Annotated in this window: 25 protein-coding genes; 8 read left to right on the top strand and 17 right to left on the bottom strand. The window is 29.7% G+C overall.

The window, feature by feature from the left end; translation table 11 throughout:
* Positions 1-9: 9 nt before the first annotated feature.
* Positions 10-516, bottom strand: a complete 507-nt coding sequence (locus ACREWB_RS17115) for a CBO0543 family protein (RefSeq protein WP_431548675.1) — start codon at positions 514-516, stop codon at positions 10-12.
* Positions 517-724: 208 nt separating this feature from the next.
* Here ACREWB_RS17115 and ACREWB_RS17120 point away from each other — a divergent pair, with 208 nt between their 5' ends.
* The 3 genes from ACREWB_RS17120 to ACREWB_RS17130 all read left to right on the top strand — a co-directional run bounded on the left by ACREWB_RS17120 (position 725) and on the right by ACREWB_RS17130 (position 4,295).
* Positions 725-1,279, top strand: coding sequence for a CBO0543 family protein (locus ACREWB_RS17120; protein ID WP_431548676.1), 555 nt, complete (start codon positions 725-727; stop codon positions 1,277-1,279).
* A gap of 217 nt (positions 1,280-1,496) precedes the next feature.
* Positions 1,497-1,784, top strand: coding sequence for an ArsR/SmtB family transcription factor (locus ACREWB_RS17125; RefSeq protein ID WP_431548677.1), 288 nt, complete (start codon positions 1,497-1,499; stop codon positions 1,782-1,784).
* A gap of 33 nt (positions 1,785-1,817) precedes the next feature.
* Complete coding sequence (locus ACREWB_RS17130; protein WP_431548678.1) at positions 1,818-4,295, top strand: CoA-disulfide reductase; 2,478 nt, start codon at positions 1,818-1,820, stop codon at positions 4,293-4,295.
* 39 nt (positions 4,296-4,334) lie between these two features.
* Here the strand turns inward: ACREWB_RS17130 and ACREWB_RS17135 are convergent, their stop codons facing one another.
* The 3 genes from ACREWB_RS17135 to ACREWB_RS17145 all read right to left on the bottom strand — a co-directional run bounded on the left by ACREWB_RS17135 (position 4,335) and on the right by ACREWB_RS17145 (position 5,653).
* Positions 4,335-4,730 (bottom strand): DUF2752 domain-containing protein, encoded by a 396-nt coding sequence (locus tag ACREWB_RS17135; protein ID WP_431548679.1) that lies wholly within the window; start codon positions 4,728-4,730, stop codon positions 4,335-4,337.
* The gene (locus ACREWB_RS17140; RefSeq protein WP_431548680.1) at positions 4,715-5,083 is read right to left on the bottom strand and encodes a DUF4234 domain-containing protein; all 369 of its coding nucleotides are present in this window, start codon (positions 5,081-5,083) and stop codon (positions 4,715-4,717) included. Before ACREWB_RS17140 ends, ACREWB_RS17135 begins: the two co-directional genes overlap by 16 nt.
* A 177-nt stretch (positions 5,084-5,260) precedes the next feature.
* Positions 5,261-5,653, bottom strand: coding sequence for a rhodanese-like domain-containing protein (locus ACREWB_RS17145; RefSeq protein WP_431548681.1), 393 nt, complete (start codon positions 5,651-5,653; stop codon positions 5,261-5,263).
* A 209-nt stretch (positions 5,654-5,862) separates the two neighbouring features.
* On the opposite strand from ACREWB_RS17145, the gene ACREWB_RS17150 reads away from it, so the two are divergent.
* Positions 5,863-6,960 (top strand): DUF3810 domain-containing protein, encoded by a 1,098-nt coding sequence (locus tag ACREWB_RS17150; protein WP_431548682.1) that lies wholly within the window; start codon positions 5,863-5,865, stop codon positions 6,958-6,960.
* A gap of 49 nt (positions 6,961-7,009) precedes the next feature.
* On the opposite strand, the gene ACREWB_RS17155 is transcribed toward ACREWB_RS17150, so the two are convergent.
* Positions 7,010-8,251 carry a C40 family peptidase gene (locus tag ACREWB_RS17155; RefSeq protein WP_431548683.1) on the bottom strand — a complete coding sequence of 414 codons (1,242 nt, stop codon included), beginning with the start codon at positions 8,249-8,251 and terminating at the stop codon, positions 7,010-7,012.
* A gap of 150 nt (positions 8,252-8,401) precedes the next feature.
* A complete protein-coding gene (locus ACREWB_RS17160) occupies positions 8,402-9,301 on the bottom strand; it encodes a serine/threonine protein kinase (RefSeq protein WP_431548684.1) in 900 nt (299 codons plus the stop codon).
* A gap of 292 nt (positions 9,302-9,593) precedes the next feature.
* Here ACREWB_RS17160 and ACREWB_RS17165 point away from each other — a divergent pair, with 292 nt between their 5' ends.
* The 3 genes from ACREWB_RS17165 (at position 9,594) to ACREWB_RS17175 (ending at position 11,226) form a co-directional block, all read left to right on the top strand.
* Entirely contained in the window at positions 9,594-10,037 is a 444-nt protein-coding gene (locus tag ACREWB_RS17165; protein WP_431548685.1) for a cell wall hydrolase, read from the top strand.
* 61 nt (positions 10,038-10,098) lie between these two features.
* Complete coding sequence (locus tag ACREWB_RS17170; protein WP_431548686.1) at positions 10,099-10,518, top strand: hypothetical protein; 420 nt, start codon at positions 10,099-10,101, stop codon at positions 10,516-10,518.
* A 327-nt stretch (positions 10,519-10,845) separates the two neighbouring features.
* Positions 10,846-11,226 (top strand): hypothetical protein, encoded by a 381-nt coding sequence (locus tag ACREWB_RS17175; RefSeq protein WP_431548687.1) that lies wholly within the window; start codon positions 10,846-10,848, stop codon positions 11,224-11,226.
* Positions 11,227-11,284: 58 nt separating this feature from the next.
* Here the strand turns inward: ACREWB_RS17175 and ACREWB_RS17180 are convergent, their stop codons facing one another.
* The 3 genes from ACREWB_RS17180 to ACREWB_RS17190 form a co-directional block, all read right to left on the bottom strand.
* Positions 11,285-11,797, bottom strand: a complete 513-nt coding sequence (locus ACREWB_RS17180) for a peptidylprolyl isomerase (protein WP_431548849.1) — start codon at positions 11,795-11,797, stop codon at positions 11,285-11,287.
* 228 nt (positions 11,798-12,025) lie between these two features.
* Positions 12,026-12,880: a type I phosphomannose isomerase catalytic subunit gene (locus ACREWB_RS17185; RefSeq protein ID WP_431548688.1), complete on the bottom strand. Its 855-nt coding sequence runs from the start codon at positions 12,878-12,880 to the stop codon at positions 12,026-12,028.
* Between the two features lie 20 nt (positions 12,881-12,900).
* Positions 12,901-13,395, bottom strand: a complete 495-nt coding sequence (locus ACREWB_RS17190; RefSeq protein WP_431548689.1) for a hypothetical protein — start codon at positions 13,393-13,395, stop codon at positions 12,901-12,903.
* Positions 13,396-13,546: 151 nt separating this feature from the next.
* Here ACREWB_RS17190 and ACREWB_RS17195 point away from each other — a divergent pair, with 151 nt between their 5' ends.
* A complete protein-coding gene (locus ACREWB_RS17195) occupies positions 13,547-13,834 on the top strand; it encodes an amino acid--tRNA ligase-related protein (RefSeq protein ID WP_431548850.1) in 288 nt (95 codons plus the stop codon).
* Positions 13,835-13,905: 71 nt separating this feature from the next.
* On the opposite strand, the gene ACREWB_RS17200 is transcribed toward ACREWB_RS17195, so the two are convergent.
* The 8 genes from ACREWB_RS17200 to ymfI all read right to left on the bottom strand — a co-directional run bounded on the left by ACREWB_RS17200 (position 13,906) and on the right by ymfI (position 20,665).
* Entirely contained in the window at positions 13,906-14,190 is a 285-nt protein-coding gene (locus ACREWB_RS17200; protein WP_431548690.1) for a hypothetical protein, read from the bottom strand.
* 136 nt (positions 14,191-14,326) lie between these two features.
* The gene (locus ACREWB_RS17205) at positions 14,327-14,977 is read right to left on the bottom strand and encodes a lysoplasmalogenase (protein ID WP_431548691.1); all 651 of its coding nucleotides are present in this window, start codon (positions 14,975-14,977) and stop codon (positions 14,327-14,329) included.
* Positions 14,978-15,122: 145 nt separating this feature from the next.
* A complete protein-coding gene (gene cysS / locus ACREWB_RS17210; protein WP_431548692.1) occupies positions 15,123-16,529 on the bottom strand; it encodes a cysteine--tRNA ligase in 1,407 nt (468 codons plus the stop codon).
* A gap of 173 nt (positions 16,530-16,702) precedes the next feature.
* Positions 16,703-16,834: a hypothetical protein gene (locus ACREWB_RS17215; protein WP_291640093.1), complete on the bottom strand. Its 132-nt coding sequence runs from the start codon at positions 16,832-16,834 to the stop codon at positions 16,703-16,705.
* A gap of 55 nt (positions 16,835-16,889) precedes the next feature.
* Entirely contained in the window at positions 16,890-17,726 is an 837-nt protein-coding gene (locus ACREWB_RS17220; RefSeq protein WP_431548693.1) for a phosphatase PAP2 family protein, read from the bottom strand.
* 181 nt (positions 17,727-17,907) lie between these two features.
* Positions 17,908-18,186 carry a hypothetical protein gene (locus tag ACREWB_RS17225; RefSeq protein WP_431548694.1) on the bottom strand — a complete coding sequence of 93 codons (279 nt, stop codon included), beginning with the start codon at positions 18,184-18,186 and terminating at the stop codon, positions 17,908-17,910.
* Between the two features lie 142 nt (positions 18,187-18,328).
* A complete protein-coding gene (locus ACREWB_RS17230; protein ID WP_431548695.1) occupies positions 18,329-19,813 on the bottom strand; it encodes a methyl-accepting chemotaxis protein in 1,485 nt (494 codons plus the stop codon).
* Between the two features lie 111 nt (positions 19,814-19,924).
* Positions 19,925-20,665, bottom strand: a complete 741-nt coding sequence (gene ymfI / locus ACREWB_RS17235; protein WP_431548696.1) for an elongation factor P 5-aminopentanone reductase — start codon at positions 20,663-20,665, stop codon at positions 19,925-19,927.
* Between the last annotated feature and the right edge of the window lie 65 nt (positions 20,666-20,730).

Below are 20,730 nucleotides of genomic sequence, written 5' to 3' on the forward strand. Positions count from 1 at the left end.
AAATTTATGTTATCTTATACAGTTATAAGGTATTTTCATTATAAAAAATAAAATATGCGGGCTTATGAGTGCAATTATCCAAGCATACATTGGCTTTTTATAATGAAGTAATAGCATTGCAAATATAATATAATTGAACACCAAACTATACCATATATTCCACCCGTTATGATGAGTAAAGTATCCCAGTTTAATACCAACTAATTCTGAAAAAGTGTAAATAGCTACATAGATTGAAATGTGGAGTATTATTTTTGATGTTTTTTTTGGCAACCGTGAAATAAATAGAATAACTGTACTTGGATATACTGTAATACAAATAAATAAATCAGAAAAAGTACGATTTAATATTTTTGATTCATAAAACCATAATGGATTATTATATATTAATAGAATACAAGCAAGATTACTCAAAATAAAAAAAAGTATAGTTGGATAATAACTCTCCCAATTTCTCCAGTCTCCAAATTTATAACAAATAACAATAGATATAATTGCAAGAAATAGAAAATACATAAAAACACCTACTTAAGTTATTATTTTAGCCTTCAACTAAATTTTCATTGATAAATTTAATATACCCTGCTTATAAAATTAATATACTAATTGAAAACTATGAAATTACAAAAAAGAATCTTCAATTTAATACTTATAAATTTTATGAAAAAGGCAACAATAATTTTATTAACTAATTGTAAAAGAACTCAACGGAAGGAAATTAATTATGGATTTTAGCACACTGGAAAAGCTTTCAGACGTTTTATATGAAAAGCTTCAACATACTCATTTAGATTATTATAATTTTTGGAAAAATAATATTCTATTTACTTGGAGATGGTGGATAGCACTTTCATTAATTATTTTACCATGGATTATTTGGTTATTCCTTAGAAAAAAAGAAAGCACGGATAGACTATTATATACTGGTTTTTTTGTTATGATAATTTCAATCATTATGGATAAAATCGGAATATCATTGGGTTTATGGTATTATCCTATATATGTATTTCCTTTAATGCCAGAATATGTTCCTTATAATATTTGTGCATTACCTGTTGTTACTATGCTTACTATTCAGTATTTTCCTAAGGTCAATTCTTATATTAAAGCACTAATCTATTCTTTAACCAGCTCTTTTATCTTTGAACCCCTAAATGTATGGCTCGGACTTTATAAACAAACACATTGGAAGTACTATTACTCAGTCCCTATAATGATTTTAATATATTTGGCTGCAAACTATATAGCATCAAGAAATAAATTTGATTATTTAAAATAATAAAAATAACAAGTTGTTATGCTTTCATATTATACTTGTTATTTTTTTAATTATTAAAATAAATATTTAACAAAGTTTGCTTTTTCTATTGCATTTAATTATATATATGTTATTATATTGTTATATCTTAATATTAGAATATAACAATTTAATGATCTTCTAATAATTCAATTGTAACTAAATAATGCTCAGGTAAAATTCAGGAAAGGGAAAAGCTATGGATATAGATTATACGAAATACTGTGAAATTGCAGAAGTTCTAAAAGTGTTGGCACATCCTATTAGGTTATGTATAGTAAAAAGTATATTAGACCAAGGTGAATGTAATGTTTCACATATGCATACTTGCCTCTCGGTTCCTCAATCCACTGTATCACAACATCTACAGAAGTTAAGATATGCAGGTGTTATAGAGGGAAATCGAAAAGGACTTAACGTAAACTATAAAATTAGAGATGAAAGAATAATAAAGTTAATAAATTCAATTTTAATATTGAGTAAATAAATAGATAATGACAATACAAGGAGGAATATTTATATGAAAAAAGTATTAATTGTAGGTGGAGTAGCTGGTGGAGCTTCAACAGCAGCCAGACTTAGAAGACTTGATGAAACTGCAGAAATTATTATGTTTGAAAGAGATGAATATATTTCTTTTGCAAATTGCGGACTACCTTATTATATAGGCGAAGTTATAAAAGAAAGAGATAATCTTTTAGTACAAACTCCTGAGAGTATGAAAGCCAGATTTAATATAGATGTAAGAAATAACAGTGATGTAGTAGGAATTAACACAGAGAAAAAAACTGTGACAGTTAATAGTAAGGCTCGAGGTACTTATGAAGAAAGCTATGATTATATAGTGTTATCACCAGGTTCGAAAGCAATTAAACCTAATATAGAGGGCATTAACAGCAAAAGAATATTTACCTTAAGAAATATACCAGATACTGATAATATAAAAGCATTTGTGGATAAAAAGGGTATTAATTCTGCTGTAGTTATTGGCGGAGGCTATGTTGGAATTGAAATGGCCGAAAACTTAAAAGAAAGAGGTCTTGACGTTACTATAGTAGAAGCAGCTCCACATATAATGGCTCCTTTAGATACAGATATGGTTTTAACCGTCGAAAAGGAAATTTCAGATAATGGCATTGAAATAATTTTAAATGACGGAGTAAAAGCTTTTAAAGATAATGAAGATAGTGTGGACATAATTTTAAATAGTGATAAGAAACTAAGCGCTGATATGGTTATTTTAGCAATAGGGGTGGTTCCTGATACTAGTTTCCTTAAAAATAGTGGAATAGAATTTGGACCTAAAGGCCATATATTAGTAAATGATAAAATGGAAACAGCTGTACCTTCTGTATATGCAGTAGGTGATGCTATAGAAATAGTTGATTTTGTAAATAAGCAAAAAACAGCAATTCCACTGGCTGGACCTGCAAATAAACAAGGTAGGATTGCAGCTGATAATATTGCCGGCCTTGGAACTACTTATAAGGGTACTCAAGGAACTTCAATTATTAAGGTTTTTGGTTTAACAGCTGCTGGTACAGGGAATAATGAAAGAAGTTTAACTAGACTTAACATTCCTCATAAAGTTGTATTTGTACATCCTGTATCTCATGCATCTTATTACCCTGGTGCTCTTACTATGACTTTAAAACTTATTTTTAATGATGAAGGAAAGATCCTTGGAGCTCAAGGCGTAGGTTATGATGGAGTAGACAAACGAATAGATGTAATTGCTACAGTTATACGCCTAGGGGGAACAGTTACTGATCTAACCGAACTAGAACTCTCTTATGCGCCTCCTTTCTCATCAGCTAAAGATCCAGTAAATATGGCAGGTTTTTTAGCTGAAAATGTGTTAAAAGGAATAACTGATGTAATAACTACAGATGAATTCTTAGCCTACGATAAATCGAATACTGTACTTGTAGATGTACGTACTGACATTGAATTTGAAAATGGACATCTGGAAGGGGCTATAAATATTCCTGTAGATGAGTTAAGAGAAAGAATGAATGAACTTGACAAGAATAAAGAAATTTTTGCATACTGTCAAATAGGTATTAGAGGATATATAGCTGATAGAATTTTATCTCAAAATGGCTTTAAGGTTAAAAACTTAACTGGAGGATATAAATCAGCTCTAAATTCAAATATAAAGCTAGACAAAGTAAGTGTTCATGATGGAGCCAAAAGGCAGTCTGTAGATCCTGATACTCAAGTTGTAAAAAATTCTTTAGATAATGGTACTTCTAATTATGATAAAGCTCTAGATGCTTGTGGTTTGTGTTGTCCTGGTCCATTAATTCAAGTTAAAGCTCATATAGACGATTTAACTGAAGGTCAAATATTAAAAGTAACAGCTTCTGATCCTGGTTTTTATGAGGACATTAAATCTTGGTGTACTAAAACAAACAATGAACTATTAGATCTTAGAAAAGAAAAAGGTATGGTTTACGCCTTTATTAAAAAAAGAAATAGTAATGATACAAAAGTAAATAGATCCTTTCCATCGGATATAATAGAAAAAAGCAACAAAACTATGGTAGTTTTTAGTGGTGATTTAGACAAAGCCATTGCAGCCTTTATTATTGCAAATGGGGCAGTTGCAATGGGTAGTAAAGTTACAATATTATTCACCTTCTGGGGACTTAACATCATAAGGAAACCTGAAAAAGTATCTGTAAAAAAAGGAATAGTCGATTCCATGTTTGGATTTATGATGCCAAGAGGAAGTAAAAAACTTAAACTTTCCCAAATGAATATGATGGGAATGGGAGCTAAGATGATCCGTTCTGTAATGAAGAACAAAAATATAAGTTCTCTTGAAGATTTAATAAAATCAGCTATTGATAGTGGCGTAGAAGTCGTTGCTTGCTCAATGTCTATGGATGTTATGGGTATTACAAAAGAAGAACTTATTGATGGAGTTAAAATTGGAGGAGTTGGCTATTACTTAGGTGAAGCTGAAAACTCAAATGTAAATTTGTTTATCTAATTATGGTGAACACCTAAAGTAAGGAGCTGAATAATTTATTCAGCTCCTTACTACATTTATAACCATTTTAAATATTCTTGGTAACAACGCTTTATGATTAAACATCATTGGCGCTTCATTCGGAAATAAAACAAGCATCCTATATAAATATACCCCTATGAAAAGTACTAATAAATGGTATTTATATTCATATAAAATATTCATTTTTCTTGTTAAGAACAATACAACAATTATAATTGGTATAAAAAATAGTGGGTGCATATAAAAAGCTCCCTCTATATCCCCTTGAAACAATAACTTATAAGCTCTAGTCATTCCGCATGTAGGGCATGGTATACCCCACACCCCACGGATAAAACATATTGTAGATGTAAAAAAAGAGTTAATTTTCATACCAACATATAGAATAATTATGAATTTTATATACTTTCCCATGCATTATTTAAGTTTGATTGAATTATAGCTGAAGCTACAATAGCAAGTCCAAAAATACTTAAAAGAAGATAAAGTAGACAATCATCATTACCATTATCAATATCATTACTTTTACCCAATGTTTTACATTGGACAGCTTTAAGCTTTTTCCCCATAGTATAATACCAATATATAGTATAAATCCCACAAGTCAGAAAACTATAAACTAAAACCATTCCACCACTAGTATCTTGTCGAGATAAATACTCATTTACTTCATTTGTTGTCACATACATCCAATAAATATGATATATTCCACATGTTAAAATCGATAAAATTATAAGTCCAGCTACACTTCTTGTAATTCCTTTCATTAAAGTCACCTCCCATCACTCTACCTCTTTGTCTTGAGGTTTTTTGCGGTAAATTATAATCATTCTTCCAATTATAACATAAATAGACCTTTTAATTCAACATTTTCAACATTCAATGCTCTATGTTTTCCCAGTAACAAAATGGGCTTAAAGTAAAAAAAGGAGCAACATGCTCCTTTATTTTTTTAAACTCCCATTAAATCCTGATAACCCATGACTCATATGGTATATCGGCCCAAATTTGCTTTTCAATAATATATTTACTGCTCTAGGACTTCTACTACCTGTTGCACAGTGCACTAACATTGGTTTACCACGGAATTTTTCTAGTTCTGTAATCCTTGATGAAAATTCAGAAACAGGAATTAATTTAGACCTATTTATATGCCCTGCTTGGTATTCACCCTTAGTTCTTACATCAATAATAACAAGATCCTTATTATCTCTAATAAGCTTAGTTATATCATCTCCAGAAACATTTTGCACATTTTTATTAAATTTAATCATTATTCTAGGATAAATCATGTATGCTATTATAACAATAGCTAATACTGTAAATATATTATTCATGTTTTTTCTCCTTTTAATTTTATATTTTAATATTTATTACAACTAAATATTTTATATTTAACTCTAAAAAATTATTTGTTATGTACCCCCCATAGGTATATAGTATCATTATCATTCACTAAATGCAATATAAAATTTTATTCTTCACATAAAATCTTTTGATTATTCATCACTTAATTGGTAAAATATAATTTGAAGGAGGTGTTATTTTGGATAAACCACCACACAATAAGCGGTTAATATTAATCATACTTTTACCTTTAGGTATTATTCTTACTCAAATGTCTAGAAAATTTCCAAATTTTATAGAAAATTTCTATTCCTCATTTTTTTATAAGATAATTGCTAATATATTAAGCGCAGTGACAAGATTTTTACCCTTTTCTCTTGCAGAACTTATTATTGTATCCTTTGCAGTTTTCACATTATGGTATATTTTAAAAACAATTGTAAAATTATATAAATGCAAAAATAGAAGACTAAAAATCCTGAAAAATACCATTTTAAATATATTAGCTACACTAGGATTAATATATTTTTCGTTTCAAATTTTGTGGGGATTCAATTATCAAAGATTTACAATAAATAAAATATTTGAATTAAACCTGCGAAAGTCGTCCTCAAATGAGCTTGCACTACTTTGTAAAAGCCTTGTAGATAGAACCAATACTCTAAGACAAGAAATAAACGAAAATGAAAACGGTGTAATGGAACTTGCTTACAATAAAAAATATATATTCAAAACCGCTCATTTAGGATATGATAATGCTTCACTACAATATACTAAATTAAAGGGTAACTATGGAACACCCAAGGCTATACTACTCTCTACTCCAATGTGCTATACAGGAATTACAGGTTTTTATTTTCCTTTCACAAATGAAGCAAATGTCAACATAGCACAACCAGTTTCGTCCCTTCCCTTTACCACAACTCATGAGATGGCACATCAACTGGGATTTGCTAAAGAAGATGAAGCAAATTATATTTCATATATAGCCTGTATAAATCACCCAGATGTAAACTTTAAGTATTCTGGAACCCTTGCAGCCTTATCTTATTCAATTAGCGCATTACGAAAAGATAATCTAGAAGTATATAATACAATGATTTTATCCTGTAGTAAGGGTGTACTTAATGATTTAAATTACAACTATGAATTTTGGACTAGCTACTCTGGTCCTATAGAGAAAATAAATGATAAAATTAATGATACTTACCTTAAATCTCAAAATCAGAAGTCTGGAACAAAGAGCTACGGTGCAATGGTGGACTTACTTCTTGCAGAATACCGAAAAAAAATGTAAGTAGCTTTGTTTACACAAGTCTACTTACATTTTCTTTATTTACACTTTATTATCTAACTCTTCTTGCAGACAGATAATCACTTCTTGTTAAATTAGATATTTTAACTACATCACCTGTATGAGGAGCATGTATGTACGAATTATTTCCTATATAAATACCAACGTGATGTGGAGTTCTTGATCCAAAGAACACTAAATCCCCTGGTTGTAAATTTGATCTTGAAACATATTGTCCATGAGCTATCTGGTCCCCAGTAGTCCTACCTGTGGTAACGCCAAAATGTCTATATACATATTGAACAAAACCTGAACAATCAAATGAATTTGGGCCTGTGGCACCATATACATATTTTGTTCCAAGAAAATTTTTAGCATAATCTATTACTCCACTTGAGCTAGCTGGTGAAGTTTTTTCAGGCTCATTTACTTCATTTTTTACTACCACTGGTGGTTCAGCCTTTGGTTCAACATTTGTTTCAGCTTTTGCTTCAACTTTTGCTTCATTTTGAACAAAATCACCTCTTGATATAGAAGTTTGTTGAGCTTTTTTAGCTACTATTGCCAAATCATATTTAGCTGCTTTTATTGATTTTTCTTCAATTTCATTCATGGTACTTCCTAATAACGCCTGTGTTTGTGTTATTTCACTCTTACGTAATTCTCCCTGTTTCCTAGCTTCTACTATCAACTGGTGTTGTTGACTCTTTTTAGTATTAAGCTTGTCCAATTTATCTTCATTAACAGCTTTAAGGGTTAGCACTCTTGTTTTATTATCATTAAGAACATTCCTTTTGTTTTCAATAATTTTCTTTTTCTCATTTAGATCACTTATCATTTTATTATCATATTCTACGATTTTCTTAACATTTTCTACTCTCGAAATAAGGTCATCAATTCCATCCGAGCTAAGTAAAATTTCCAAATAGCTCTCTGTTCCATTTATATACATAACTCTCATTCTTTGATTAAATAACTCTTCTTCATCCTTTATATTGTTTTCAGAACTAGTTATATCTTTTGTGTTTTGCTCTATCTTTTTTTTAGTATCATTTATCTCATATTTTGCTTTATCTATTTCAGTGTAAATTTCGCCAATATCAGAGTCTAGCATCTCGATGGATATCTCTAACTCATCATAATTCTTCTGCGACTCAGCGTATGTATTCTGTTGATTTAATAGTTGTTGCTTTTGATTATTTAATTGCTTCGTAAGTGTCACTGCTAATGTTGGCATACTTATTGATATAGCTAGTCCAGTAGCTATAATTAAAGTTAATATTTTTCTTCTCATTGTGTTCCCCCCACCTCAAATATTATAAAATCGTCATAAATTTTCACATTATTTAATCTAATAACATTATAGCACTACATTAGGACAAACCTCAATGATAAATTAACAATTCCATTATTTTCTTCTTTAAAATCTAAGTTTAGTTTTCTATTACCATATAAATTCCTTAATAGTCTTTATAAATTCACCTTTTCCCATAAATTTTACTTTATATTTATACAAAAGGTTTGTACTAATATTCTGATTACTAAAAATTTCTTTTTTTTCATATTCATATTTATTTGATACTTGTAAAATTGCTTTCTTTAAATTTTTAACTGAACCATATCTATCTGCAATATCAATTTTAACGCACTTCTGTATTATAATTCTTAAACTATCATCAATATCCTTATCATAATTTTCGTCCAAAAGAGGCTCTATACCTGTGTATGGACCCTTACCTTTAAGCATAAAGTATATTAGCATTCCAAGGCCGTATATATCTGTTTGCACACAACTTTTACCTGATCCATATTGTTCTGGGGCAGCATATCCATTAGAGCCAGGACACGCTATATCATTCTCCGTGCCTTCCTTATAAACTTTCGAGATACCAAAATCAATTAAAACAACTTTTCTACTTGAAGTTATAATTATATTGGATGGTTTTAGATCTCGATATATGATAGCTGGATTCTGATTATGTAAATACCCTACAATATCACATAAATCTAATGTGATTGCACAAATTTCATCTCGATTAATATTACTACTTGACTTAACATACTCATCTAGTGTTTGTCCCTCTACATAGTCTTGAACCATATATAATTTGTCATTTTCATAAAATACATCAATTATTCTCCTAATTCCTGAATGATCTAAATTTTTCAAAATGTTAGCTTCAGTTAAAACATCTATGTTTTTTGTATCTTTTATTATTTCTTTTATAGCCCAAAGGTTTCCAAACCTAATGTTTTTGCATAAATAAACTACAGCCATGCCACCCTTGCCTAGAATTTTTATTACTTCATATTTCCCATCTAATATATCTCCACTATTTAACATAATTCACCTCTTGTATAAATCTATAATAACTTATCCATATAAACATATAAGGATAAATTCAAGTTTTTAAAGGAGTTTTTTCTTTTTCAGTCATATCTTATCTAAATAAAAAATATATATAAATATATATGTTTTTATTGTACCAAATTTCAAGTAAACTTACTAGTTTTATAATTGCAATCTTTCAATTATCTTGAAAATATATAAATTATATTTATTATAACTTTTAAGTACTATTCTTAGGAGTCTGAATATAATAATACTGTAAAGTAAATTGAGGAGATGACAAGTAGTGGCTTACAGTGCTAGAGAATTATTAGCGAGGATAATAAAGTGTGAGGCTGGCGGAGAGGGTGATAACGGAATGAAAGCCGTCGCATCTGTAGTTATGAACAGAGTCAATGTAGCTGATGGTGAATATCTAAGGCTAGGTCAAGGTGATTTAAGAAATATTATATTCCAGACAGGACAATTTGATTGTGCCACTTCTGTACTGAATGGCATGACTAACCCACAAACTATTTGGTCAAGTCCGCCAGAACAGATACATTATGATATTGCTGATTGGGCTTTAGCTGGTAATAGATTATATACAACAGGTGCTGCCTTATGGTATTTTAATCCCTTTGCACCAGGTTGCCCATACTTATTCCCGTTCAATGGTAGCGGAACCTATCAAGCTAGTGTAGCTCAGCATTGCTTTTATAATCCTACAGCAAAATATTTTTTAACCTAATTAAAAATCATTAATAACAAACAGCTAGATGTTAAATATAATTTTTTAAGGAGGATTTTTTATGTTTATAGCACCACCTAACAATTTTAATGGAGCTCCAATGTGGAACACTGATTCTATGTTTTCTGAGCCGCCAATGACACCTCTTCCAAATTTTGATATACCTTATGATACAAGACAAAAACCTATGCCTACAATCCCTCAGGGTAGCCAAGACTTTGAAATGGCACCTATCCCTCCAGTAGTAAATAATCCACTCTATACTCAAGGTTGGTTAACAACACAAATAGGTAAATATATAAAAATAGAATTTTTAATTGGAACTAGTATGTTAATTGACAGAGAAGGTGTTTTATTAGAAGTTGGAGTTAGTTATATTGTAATTAAAGAAAGTGGCACAAATGATATGCTAATGTGCGATATATATTCTATTAAGTTTGTGAGAATTTTTGATTCACAGCCTAAAAAATGTATTCCATAACATAAATGATAAATGTTATTTTCCGCATGTTGCGGAAATCTTGCTAAAATCTATAACAACCGAAATTGAAAATAATAACGGTATATATCCATAAAATATACCGTTATTATTTTCATTTTTTTCCTTTTTATATTTAAACGCATTGATATTTTTTATAATATATGCAATAATATAATAGTAAACTTGCAAAATGTACTTTTTTAATGCTTTTTATTAGCTTAAAATGAATGTTTACTTTGTTCCATATTCATTTATTTAAAATTTGTATTTGCATTGTAAAGGATAAAAGTAAGGCTTATTTTTGTTTGTTAAAAGGGGGCGGTTCATATGAAATATAACTTATCCACTGTAGAATTACTAGAGATATTAGATAAAGACCCAACACTTCGAGGGGTTAATGCTGATGGACATAGCGTAGAACTAAGGGGTGAGCGCAAAGAGATTATTCACAGAAAATTTAGGCAAGCTATACAAAGACATATCACTCTTCAGGATAAATGGCGAATAATTGAACCTATCTCATATGAAATAGCTAACGATTTATTTAAAAGACTAAGAACTATTGAATGTAGATTTGAAGATGGATCAAAAAGATTTTACAACAAATTATTGGATAATGCACATGTTATTATTGAAAGTGGCCTACCAGAATTTAATGACTGCATATATTATTGCTTAACCTACCATTCAGATGGCGAAGCAGAATGAAAAAATAATAAATGTGACTAGTAAGTTAATATAACTTACTAGTCACATTTATTATAATTTATTTTATTTTTTCTACTTCACCATACTTCACTCCAAACGTGTCCACAGTTACTTTTTTCATTATTTGATCCTTTTTAGGTCTATTAAAAGTAGGACTATCTTGATTTTCATCTCTTGGTGTGTTTACAATTTTATCTGCTATTTCTATACCTTCTGTAACCTTACCAAAAGCTGCATAGTCACCATCTAACTGAGCTGAACTATTAACCATTATAAAAAATTGTGATCCACCTGAATTTGGATCGCCACTTCTAGCCATGGAAATTACTCCTTTTTCATGCTTTAAAGCATTATCAAATTCATTATTACTAAACTCTCCAGCTATGGCATACCCCGGTCCACCCATTCCTGTTCCGTCAGGATCTCCTCCTTGTATCATAAAACCTGGTATTACTCTATGAAAAATCACTCCGTCATAAAACTTACTATTTATTAGTGAAACAAAATTTCTAACAGTATTCGGTGCAATTTCCGGATATAATTCTACTTTTATAACTTTCCCATCTTCCATCTCTATTGTAACCAATGGATTTTTGTCATTTGGTCCTTTTTCTGTTTCAACTTTTGGGTCAGGTGCTACATCTACCTCTTCTTTTACTTCCGGAGTTGGTTCAACCTTATTTACCTGTTTATTCGTACAGCCTGTAGCAAAAACTATAAAAAACGCTGTAAATAATAATATAATTTTTTTCATATGATAATTTCTCCTTTTATCTTTATAAATTTAAGCGTAAAACCGCTATCCCTTTAGGGTAGTTGGCAGTTGACTACTTGATTTTAATAATTCCATATTACCTATAAGTGTATACTTAATTCCACTTGATATGTATATTGTTTGTTCTTCTTTTAATTCAATTTGCTGATTATTAGATTTTATTACTCCTGTTCCAGATATTACAGTATAGCAATGGAAGCTTTCATTAACCCTGTCTTCATAATTATTGCTTACAATAACTTTTTCCACCTTGAAATATGGTGTCTCTAATTTATGAAAATCATCCATTTTACCACCACTATTTTTTCCTTGATAATCTATTACATCTAAAGATTTTTCAATGTGTAATTCTCTGTCACGTCCCCAGTCATAAAGCCTATATGTAATATTACTATTTTGCTGCACCTCAATAAGTTTTATACCAGCTTCTATAGCATGTACAGTCCCTGCTGGTATATAGATGAAATCTCCTTTTTTAATACTAATTCGCTCCAAATATCCTTCTAATCTATCTTCTTTTATAATTGCTCTTAACTTTTCTTTATTTAAGCCCTTCTTAATTCCTGATACTAAAGTTGCCCCTTCTTTAGCTTCTAAAATATACCAACATTCTGTTTTTCCATTAGTATTTTCAACCCTTTTAGCATAATCATCATTTGGATGCACTTGTACTGATAAATTATCTTCTGTATTTATAATTTTATTTAAAATAGGAAAATCACTACCACATCCTAAAATCTTTGATAATTCTTGTCCTTGATATATTCCTTCTTGTATTGTAGATTCGCCATCTTCGTGACATGAAAGCACCCATTTCTCCCATCCCCATATTTTTTCACTTAAATATGGCTTTAGTTTTAGAATTAATCCTTTAGACATTAACATTCCTCCAATTTCCATTAATTATTTTTTCCCATATTTGTTACAATAGTTTTCGCTTCTTCCTTAGTACTACTTGGACCACAAATGTTAAATTTCCCATTATATTTACTGTCTATTTCATTTAATCTTATAAGTATTTCATTGAAATCCTTTGATATATCTACCGTTCCGGTAACTTCATATTTCCCTGTTTCACTATTTTTAGCTTCTATAAATGAACTATATCCCATAGTTTTAAAAATATTATTTTTCGCCCATATTCTCTTTATAATAATCGGCAATTTAATACCATCCACTTCTATAGTGCCCGTAAATACATGATTCAAAGATAATTTCTTTTTTAATTCTCCAATGAGTGTAATTTCAATTGTTTTTTCAAATTCACTATTCTCTGCATACATATATCCACTAAAGCTTCTTTCGATTTTCATTGGTTTAAAATATATTACAGAAATTATAATGATACCAATAATTGCAAGCGTAATTGAAGCTTTTAATTCTACTCTCTCCACACTCATCACCTCAAATTTATATTATTCTAATAAATAATATTATTTCTACTCAATGCCACCCTTAACATTATAAACCATATTATCCTAAAGTGCATTAAAAAATAAAACAAATGGGACAGTTTTACAATTATCCGCAAAAAAAAAGAGGATACTGGAAGGTACTGAGAATACTCACAGCTTCGACTTATTATTTAGAGGCCTTGAAATAACTACCGGCGGACAAAGAATTCATAACTATAAACAGTTAAAAGAAAGTATCTCATCTAGAGGATTAAATGATGAAAGCTTTGCTGGCTATCTCCAAGTATTTAAATATGGAATGCCGCCACATGGTGGTTTAGCAATAGGACTGGAGCGATTAACCCCTCAACTTTTAGGTATTAGAAATGTAAGAGAAGTTACTTTATTTCCAAGGGATAGAGAAAGATTAACTCCTTAAGATAATACAAAAAAGAAAAAAACAGGTAAATTTATTTATTGAACTCTACCTGTTTTTTTCAACATATGCTTCTATTTCTTTATTCTAGGTAAAATAAAGTCAATAAACAGCCCTGCACCTATATTACTTATGAAACAAGTAACACACACAAATAAATATAGTGCTTTTATTAGATCTCCGAAGCCTTCACCTGGATTATTCCTAATCATATATATGTTATATATAGCCAAAATAAAAAAAATAATTGCCGGAATATATTTAGCATATTTTTTTCTACCTACAAGTCTATGAATTAAATAAGTTATCGCAATTACAATAATACATATAGCACCCACCATCAATACAAATCTTGCCAATATCTCATCTCCTCTAATATTAATAAATGACACTTTAACGACTTATCACTTAAAGGTCGTTAAATACAAGTTAATCTATAGTGATATTTTATAATATTATGCTCTTTTATGCTATATAAATAATTCAAAAAAAATTTTATAAATATCCACCAACAATTAAAAGCTCCGCTAAAACATACGTTAACATAATATATATATCACCATTTTTAAATTTACCTTTGAAAGTGTAAAATCCTAACATAGAATCTGAACATAAAAACAATAAGGAGCCAATAAAGGGAAGTAAAAATGATATACTCATACCCATAACAAAAATACGTGCTAAACTAGTAAAGCTCATTAATAAAATAACTAACATATAAATATAAGTTGGTATTACCATATCGCCAAGGTGCTGTGTTAATTTTTTCATTACAGATCTAGCGAAAGTAGCATATATTATGATAATAATATAAAACCATACAGGTACATCTTTTGCAAAAGAAATATTTTGTAAAAAAAGTAATACATAACATATATGTCCTATGAAAAAAGCTCCTAGGCCGATCAAAAAATTACTTTTCCTATTAGGCCACAGCAAAAACACATCACCCATGAATCCAAATACCAAGGACATTACTATAAGTTTATTAACTTCCGCTACACTTGATATATAATAAATTGCCAGTAGTGGCATTAATAATGGCTTAGTATAGATGCGCCCCACAATGTATTCATTTCTAGTAAAAATCATATGCATAACAAATGTTATACAAAATAATCCCCCAATTATTAATTTAATTACCATAAAATCCTCCCCATACGTAACAGGTGTTTTGTGTATATTTTACCATATTATAGATTTTACTTCAAATCAATTAATAGAATGGCAAAACCCCTAAAGTTTATACATTGTTATAGCTTTAGGGGTTCCATATTTTTTAAATTCATACTTATTTAACTTTCCAAGTCGTTCCTTCTTTAGTATCAAGAAGTTCAATATTCATGGCTATAAATTCGTTTCTAATCTCATCCGCTCTTGCCCAATTTTTGCTGGCTCTTGCATCTGCTCTTTCAATTATAAGCCTTTTAATAAGTTCCTCATCTATATCTGCATCTTCATTTTGGGCTTTCATAAGATCTAATGAGAACACCTTATCAAAATCTTCAATAAGTATAGCTTTTCCCTTATTATTAAGTTCATCATCTTTTAAAACATCAAAAAGTACAGTAAAAGCATTTGCTATATTCAAATCATCACTAATATATAATGAGAATTTTTCTTTGTAGATAGCAATTTTATCATCACTTATTGTATCATTTTCATAAGTAGCACTTAATACAGTAGCAATTCTCTCTTTAAGCTTTTTATAACCTTTCTTAGCCTCATTTAAACTCTCAAAGCTAAATACTAATTGTTTTCTATATTTAGATTGGAGGCAGAAATATCTATAATCAAGAGCACTATAGCCTTCTTCTTCAAGTTTTGCTATCGTTAAAAATCCTCCAGTAGATTTTGACATTTTACCATTATCTACTACTAAGAACTCTGCATGCATCCAATATTTAACCCATTTATGCCCTAGAACCCCTTCAGACTGTGCTATTTCATTAGTATGATGAATAGGAATATGATCTACTCCACCACAATGAATATCTAAATACTCACCAATATATTTAACAGACATTGCAGAACATTCTAAATGCCAACCCGGAAAACCTTTACCCCAAGGCGACTCCCACTGCATAATTTGATTAGAAAACTTAGAATTTGTAAACCATAATACAAAATCAAGCGGATTTTTCTTATTAGGATCTATTTCTACTCTACTTCCTGCTTTCAGTTCATCTATGCTAATATTTGCAAGTTTAGTGTAATCTTCAAATTTATCAATTTCAAAATATACATTTCCATTAGAAACATAAGTATATCCTTTTTCCTGAAGTTTGATTATGAAATCTATCATATCCTGTATATGTTCTGTAGCTCTACATACTATAGTTGGTCTTTTTATATTAAGTTTAGCGCAATCATCAAAAAAAGCTTCTTCATAAAATTTAGCAATTTCCCATACAGTTTTATGCTCACGGCTTGCGCCTAAAGCCATCTTATCTTCACCTTCATCCCCATCAGATTGAAGATGACCTACATCAGTAACATTCATTACGTGCTTAACTTTATAGTTTACATACTCTAAAGATTTTTTTAATACATCTTCAAAAATATAAGTCCTTAAATTACCTATATGTGCATAGTTGTACACCGTAGGTCCACAAGTATACATACCCACCTTACCTTCTTTATAAGGTATAAACTCATCTTTATTTCCAGTCATCGTATTATAAACATTAAAACTCATTATATTCACTCCTTCTTAGCTGGTACAATAAAATCTAGGATTTATATAAATTCTAACATAATATTTAGATAATGCAATAAATTATCACAATAATTCAAAAGTTTATTTTTAAAAAAATAACAACCAAGTCTTATCACTAAATTAGTTTTAAGCTTGGTTGTTTTATAATTCAATTACTTTCTTTTGGCGGATTGTTTTTTATTTGTAGCATTTTGATTTTTTCCAGTCTCTCTAGTTATAGGTGTATCATAGTTACTTTTAACCAATCTAGAAAATTTATTATCGGGTTGGCTATCCTTAGGCATAAAAACATCTCCCTTATCTATACTTATAACTATAGGTTTTGCAATTTTTAAAATTCTATTCTAATATTTTTTTAAATATGCTAGGTGCTCCAACTGTAATCCATAATCCAATTACGAAATACCTAAAAAAATCTGCGAATATGTTAATAGGAAGCACTCGCCCTAATGTGCTTTTTAAAGTTATAAGAATACCTAATCCAAATACTAACTTCATTAATTGTATTTTAATAGTGTTTCTAACCTCAAAATGCACATATTTTGATTCTAATATAAATCCAATAACAAATCCTAATACCGTTCCTGATATAGTATAATAGCTTTTATCTCTAAAAAACATCATTCCCACAAGCATAGGTACAACAATTATCATTAATACCCAGTTTTTTTTCGTTAACCTGGCATATTCAAAAACATAGTTAGATATAAGAGTCCATATAATTCCAATCATTATTCCACCAATTACATCTACTGGATAATGCACCCCAAGATATAGCCTAGAAAGTGCGACTAAAAAGATTAGCGAGATTCCAACTATATAAATCCATTTTCTCTTTACCTGAATTATACATGAAACCCAAAAGGTTGTAGAACCTTGAGTATGTCCACTTGGGAAAGACTGTCCTGTAGCTGTTTGCACTCGCAAGGACCTTACTCCAGCTGCTCCTATGGGTCTAGTTGAATTGACCATATCCTTAAGTGCTACATTTATAAATGTACTTGTGAGTATTGCAAACCCTAACTTATACCCAAATTCTTTACTTATGCACCAAAATATTATAGCTACTACAATAATGTAAAAATACTCTTCACCGGTCATTGTGACTATTTGAAAGAATACATCCCAAAATGGAGATGTTATAGTTTGAATAAATTTAATAATTTCTATCTGCATATTGTACTCCTTCTTTACCACATATAATTAATATCTATAAACTATTCGTGAACTCTATATGAAATTCCTTTATATTTTTTGTAATATACAAAAAAAAACAAAAATCAATCTATAATATATAATATAGATTGATTTTTAAAATATACTTTATAAACTTAATTTCCCTTTAGTTAAACATTCCTTATTCTACCTTTTCATAATCTACATCAATAATATCACTATCATTATAATTAATATCAGCAGATTCTGAAGTATTATTGTCACTGTTATATAAATTAGATTTTGAATCGATATTATCTTTTTTACTTAATTTATATATAATATTCTTTACGCCCTTTATCATTTTAAAACTGCCCCATACTAAAAATCCAAACGCTACAATGGAAAAAATAAATAAAGCTATATAAGGTAATGTCATAAGTAAAAGAATAAAGATACCAATTGATAAAGCTGATTTCATAAATCTCGAAATTGTATATTCCATGATATTATTACCCTTCCTTCATTTAATGCAATTATTTCCTAAGTAATACTTTCATTATATCATATAAACGGAATTTAGTATTACTTGTACCCTAAGAAAGTGTTAATAATCTATTAATTTATTTTATCATATCGTTTAGTTCATTGCTTATATTGTTAATTTGCTGAATTTCCTGTACAATTTCAGAAATTTTATTATTCTGTTCGTGTATCACAGATAGAATTTCTTCTGTAGTGGCTGCATACTCCTCAGATACCGCAGCAATATTTTGCACCTCTGTATCAACTACAGTAAAGGTGTCTTTAACATCATTTATAACATGGCTTTGCTCTGAAATGTGTAAATTCAATTCTTCAAAAACTGTAATTAAACTTTCAAAGGTACCATAAAGTTTCTGCGCAATTCTATCTCCCATATTTACTGCTTCATTACCTTTTTCAGCCTCAACAAGTGCTACATTCGTTGTAGTACTTGTGTTTTTTATAATCTTATATATATTTTCAACAGTGCTATTACTTTCTTCGGCAAGTTTAGCAACTTCCTTAGCTACAACTGAGAACCCTCTTCCTGCTTCTCCTGCCCTAGAAGCCTCAATTGAAGCATTTAAAGCCAATAAATTTGTCTGCTCTGATATGTTTTTTATTCCACCTAAATATTTATCTATATCATTAACCTGCCCTTGAAGTGTAACCACAGTATCTAAAGAAGACTTTACAGCATTTTTAATTATACTCATTTGCTTGTCCATCTCTTTAATTTGCTGTGCTCCTTCTGTAATCTCGTAATTTACCACTTTTGAAACACTTACTATTTTTATTGAGATTTCATTACTCTGCTCAACGGTCGTAGCAGTATCCACTATGGTTTGGCTTATGTTATTTACATTATCCGCTTGCATAGATATGCCGTTTGTCATCTCATTAACTGCAGAAACCACATCTTCACTTATTCCCATTACACTATTTATATTTACATTGCATTTTTCTATACTACTATCTAAAACTCCTGTGCTTTTATCTATACAACACATTGTATTTTCTAACTTAGCTAATAACTCCAGAGTTTTTTTCTCTTTTTCTACACTTTCGTGAATTAACTCTAAACTCCATTTATTAAGGATATATAATAGAAATATGCCTATATTTATTATAGCTATGCTAGCTTTAAATCCCGCAAATTTCATAGTAGTTCCTAGCATAGAGCTTGGTGATAGAACGTACATTGAAATTAACGATATATCTAAAACAAGTCCGTAAATACCTAACATAACATTATCACTATATACGGCTACCAATAGTAGGCAAACAATATATACTAAAAATCCAGATTCCATTCCACCTTGTATATAAGCTAAATATAAACAACCAAAAAGTATTGATGTATTCATAAGTAATGCCTTAATTCTTAAATGGATTTTTGAAATATAAAAAACACTTGCAATTATTGAAGCTGTTCCAGTTACCATTAAAATTTCAATAAATGATACTTCGCCCTTTGCTCCTAAACTTTGCAATGATAATACAATAGTGCTTACCCATATAGCTATTATATTAAACCTTAAAGTTCTTTTATCCCTATTAATATTTTGTTTTTCAATGTTCATACCTTTCCGTCCCCCCATAATTTTCATTTTATATTTTTTTATATTTTTTGTATAGTATATTTATCTAAATTATACTATATTACCCTATACCTTTCAATTAAATTCGAATTATTATTGCATCCCCCCATCAATTGTTATCACTTGCCCAGTAATATATTTTGAGTTTTCACTTGCTAAAAAAGTTACAAGCATTCCAACATCTGAGACCTCCCCAAACTTCATCATAGGTATTTCAGAAACTAAGGATTTACGTTCTTCCTCGCTTAACCAAGTATTCATTTCTGTATCTATAACTCCTGGCGCTATGGCATTAACCCTAATATTAGATGGTGCAAGTTCCTTAGCTAATGCCTTTGTAAAAGAATTGATTGCTCCCTTAGATGCAGAATAAATGACTTCACAAGAAGCCCCTACATTCCCCCACATTGAGGATATATTTATTATGCTACCACTCTTTTGTTTTATCATTTCTTTTACTACGCTATGAGAGCAATTAATTGTACCCTTGAGATTTACATTTAATATATTGTCCCACTGCTCCGGCACCTCATCCATAAATAACCCTATTTTAGAAATGCCTGCATTATTTACTAATATATCTATTTTGCCTAATTCTTGAAGGGTTGTTTTTATCATCTTTTTCGAAAACTCATAATCGCTTACATCACCTTTAATTTTTATGGCATAAACTCCTAGTTCTTTAATTTCCTGCAGAGTTTTTTCTGCTGCTTCATCATTGCACTTATAATTTATGACAACACACGCCCCCGCCTTAGCTAGTTCTATGGCAATGCCTTTTCCAATTCCTCTAGATGATCCTGTAACTATAGCTACTTTACCTTTTAAATTCATAAAATCTCCCCTAACTTATAATATAATATATTTTACATTTTTATTAAAAGTTTTTTCCTTTTTAT

This window comes from Clostridium sp. (assembly GCF_050717635.1).
Taxonomy (GTDB): domain Bacteria; phylum Bacillota; class Clostridia; order Clostridiales; family Clostridiaceae; genus Clostridium_AD.

Coding starts and splice junctions, on each gene's coding strand:
- ymfI (WP_431548696.1), bottom strand. CDS start 20,665: ATGAATTTAAAAGGTAAAGTAGCTATAGTTACAGGATCATCTAGAGGA.
- ACREWB_RS17205 (WP_431548691.1), bottom strand. CDS start 14,977: ATGGTAATTAAATTAATAATTGGGGGATTATTTTGTATAACATTTGTT.
- ACREWB_RS17140 (WP_431548680.1), bottom strand. CDS start 5,083: ATGAAAGGAATTACAAGAAGTGTAGCTGGACTTATAATTTTATCGATT.
- ACREWB_RS17180 (WP_431548849.1), bottom strand. CDS start 11,797: ATGGAAGATGGGAAAGTTATAAAAGTAGAATTATATCCGGAAATTGCA.
- ACREWB_RS17170 (WP_431548686.1), top strand. CDS start 10,099: ATGTTTATAGCACCACCTAACAATTTTAATGGAGCTCCAATGTGGAAC.
- ACREWB_RS17130 (WP_431548678.1), top strand. CDS start 1,818: ATGAAAAAAGTATTAATTGTAGGTGGAGTAGCTGGTGGAGCTTCAACA.
- ACREWB_RS17120 (WP_431548676.1), top strand. CDS start 725: ATGGATTTTAGCACACTGGAAAAGCTTTCAGACGTTTTATATGAAAAG.
- ACREWB_RS17230 (WP_431548695.1), bottom strand. CDS start 19,813: ATGAACATTGAAAAACAAAATATTAATAGGGATAAAAGAACTTTAAGG.
- ACREWB_RS17215 (WP_291640093.1), bottom strand. CDS start 16,834: ATGCCTAAGGATAGCCAACCCGATAATAAATTTTCTAGATTGGTTAAA.
- ACREWB_RS17115 (WP_431548675.1), bottom strand. CDS start 516: ATGTATTTTCTATTTCTTGCAATTATATCTATTGTTATTTGTTATAAA.
- ACREWB_RS17155 (WP_431548683.1), bottom strand. CDS start 8,251: ATGAGAAGAAAAATATTAACTTTAATTATAGCTACTGGACTAGCTATA.
- ACREWB_RS17145 (WP_431548681.1), bottom strand. CDS start 5,653: ATGAATAATATATTTACAGTATTAGCTATTGTTATAATAGCATACATG.
- ACREWB_RS17175 (WP_431548687.1), top strand. CDS start 10,846: ATGAAATATAACTTATCCACTGTAGAATTACTAGAGATATTAGATAAA.
- ACREWB_RS17225 (WP_431548694.1), bottom strand. CDS start 18,186: ATGAAATCAGCTTTATCAATTGGTATCTTTATTCTTTTACTTATGACA.
- cysS (WP_431548692.1), bottom strand. CDS start 16,529: ATGAGTTTTAATGTTTATAATACGATGACTGGAAATAAAGATGAGTTT.
- ACREWB_RS17125 (WP_431548677.1), top strand. CDS start 1,497: ATGGATATAGATTATACGAAATACTGTGAAATTGCAGAAGTTCTAAAA.
- ACREWB_RS17185 (WP_431548688.1), bottom strand. CDS start 12,880: ATGTCTAAAGGATTAATTCTAAAACTAAAGCCATATTTAAGTGAAAAA.
- ACREWB_RS17135 (WP_431548679.1), bottom strand. CDS start 4,730: ATGGGAAAGTATATAAAATTCATAATTATTCTATATGTTGGTATGAAA.
- ACREWB_RS17220 (WP_431548693.1), bottom strand. CDS start 17,726: ATGCAGATAGAAATTATTAAATTTATTCAAACTATAACATCTCCATTT.
- ACREWB_RS17160 (WP_431548684.1), bottom strand. CDS start 9,301: ATGTTAAATAGTGGAGATATATTAGATGGGAAATATGAAGTAATAAAA.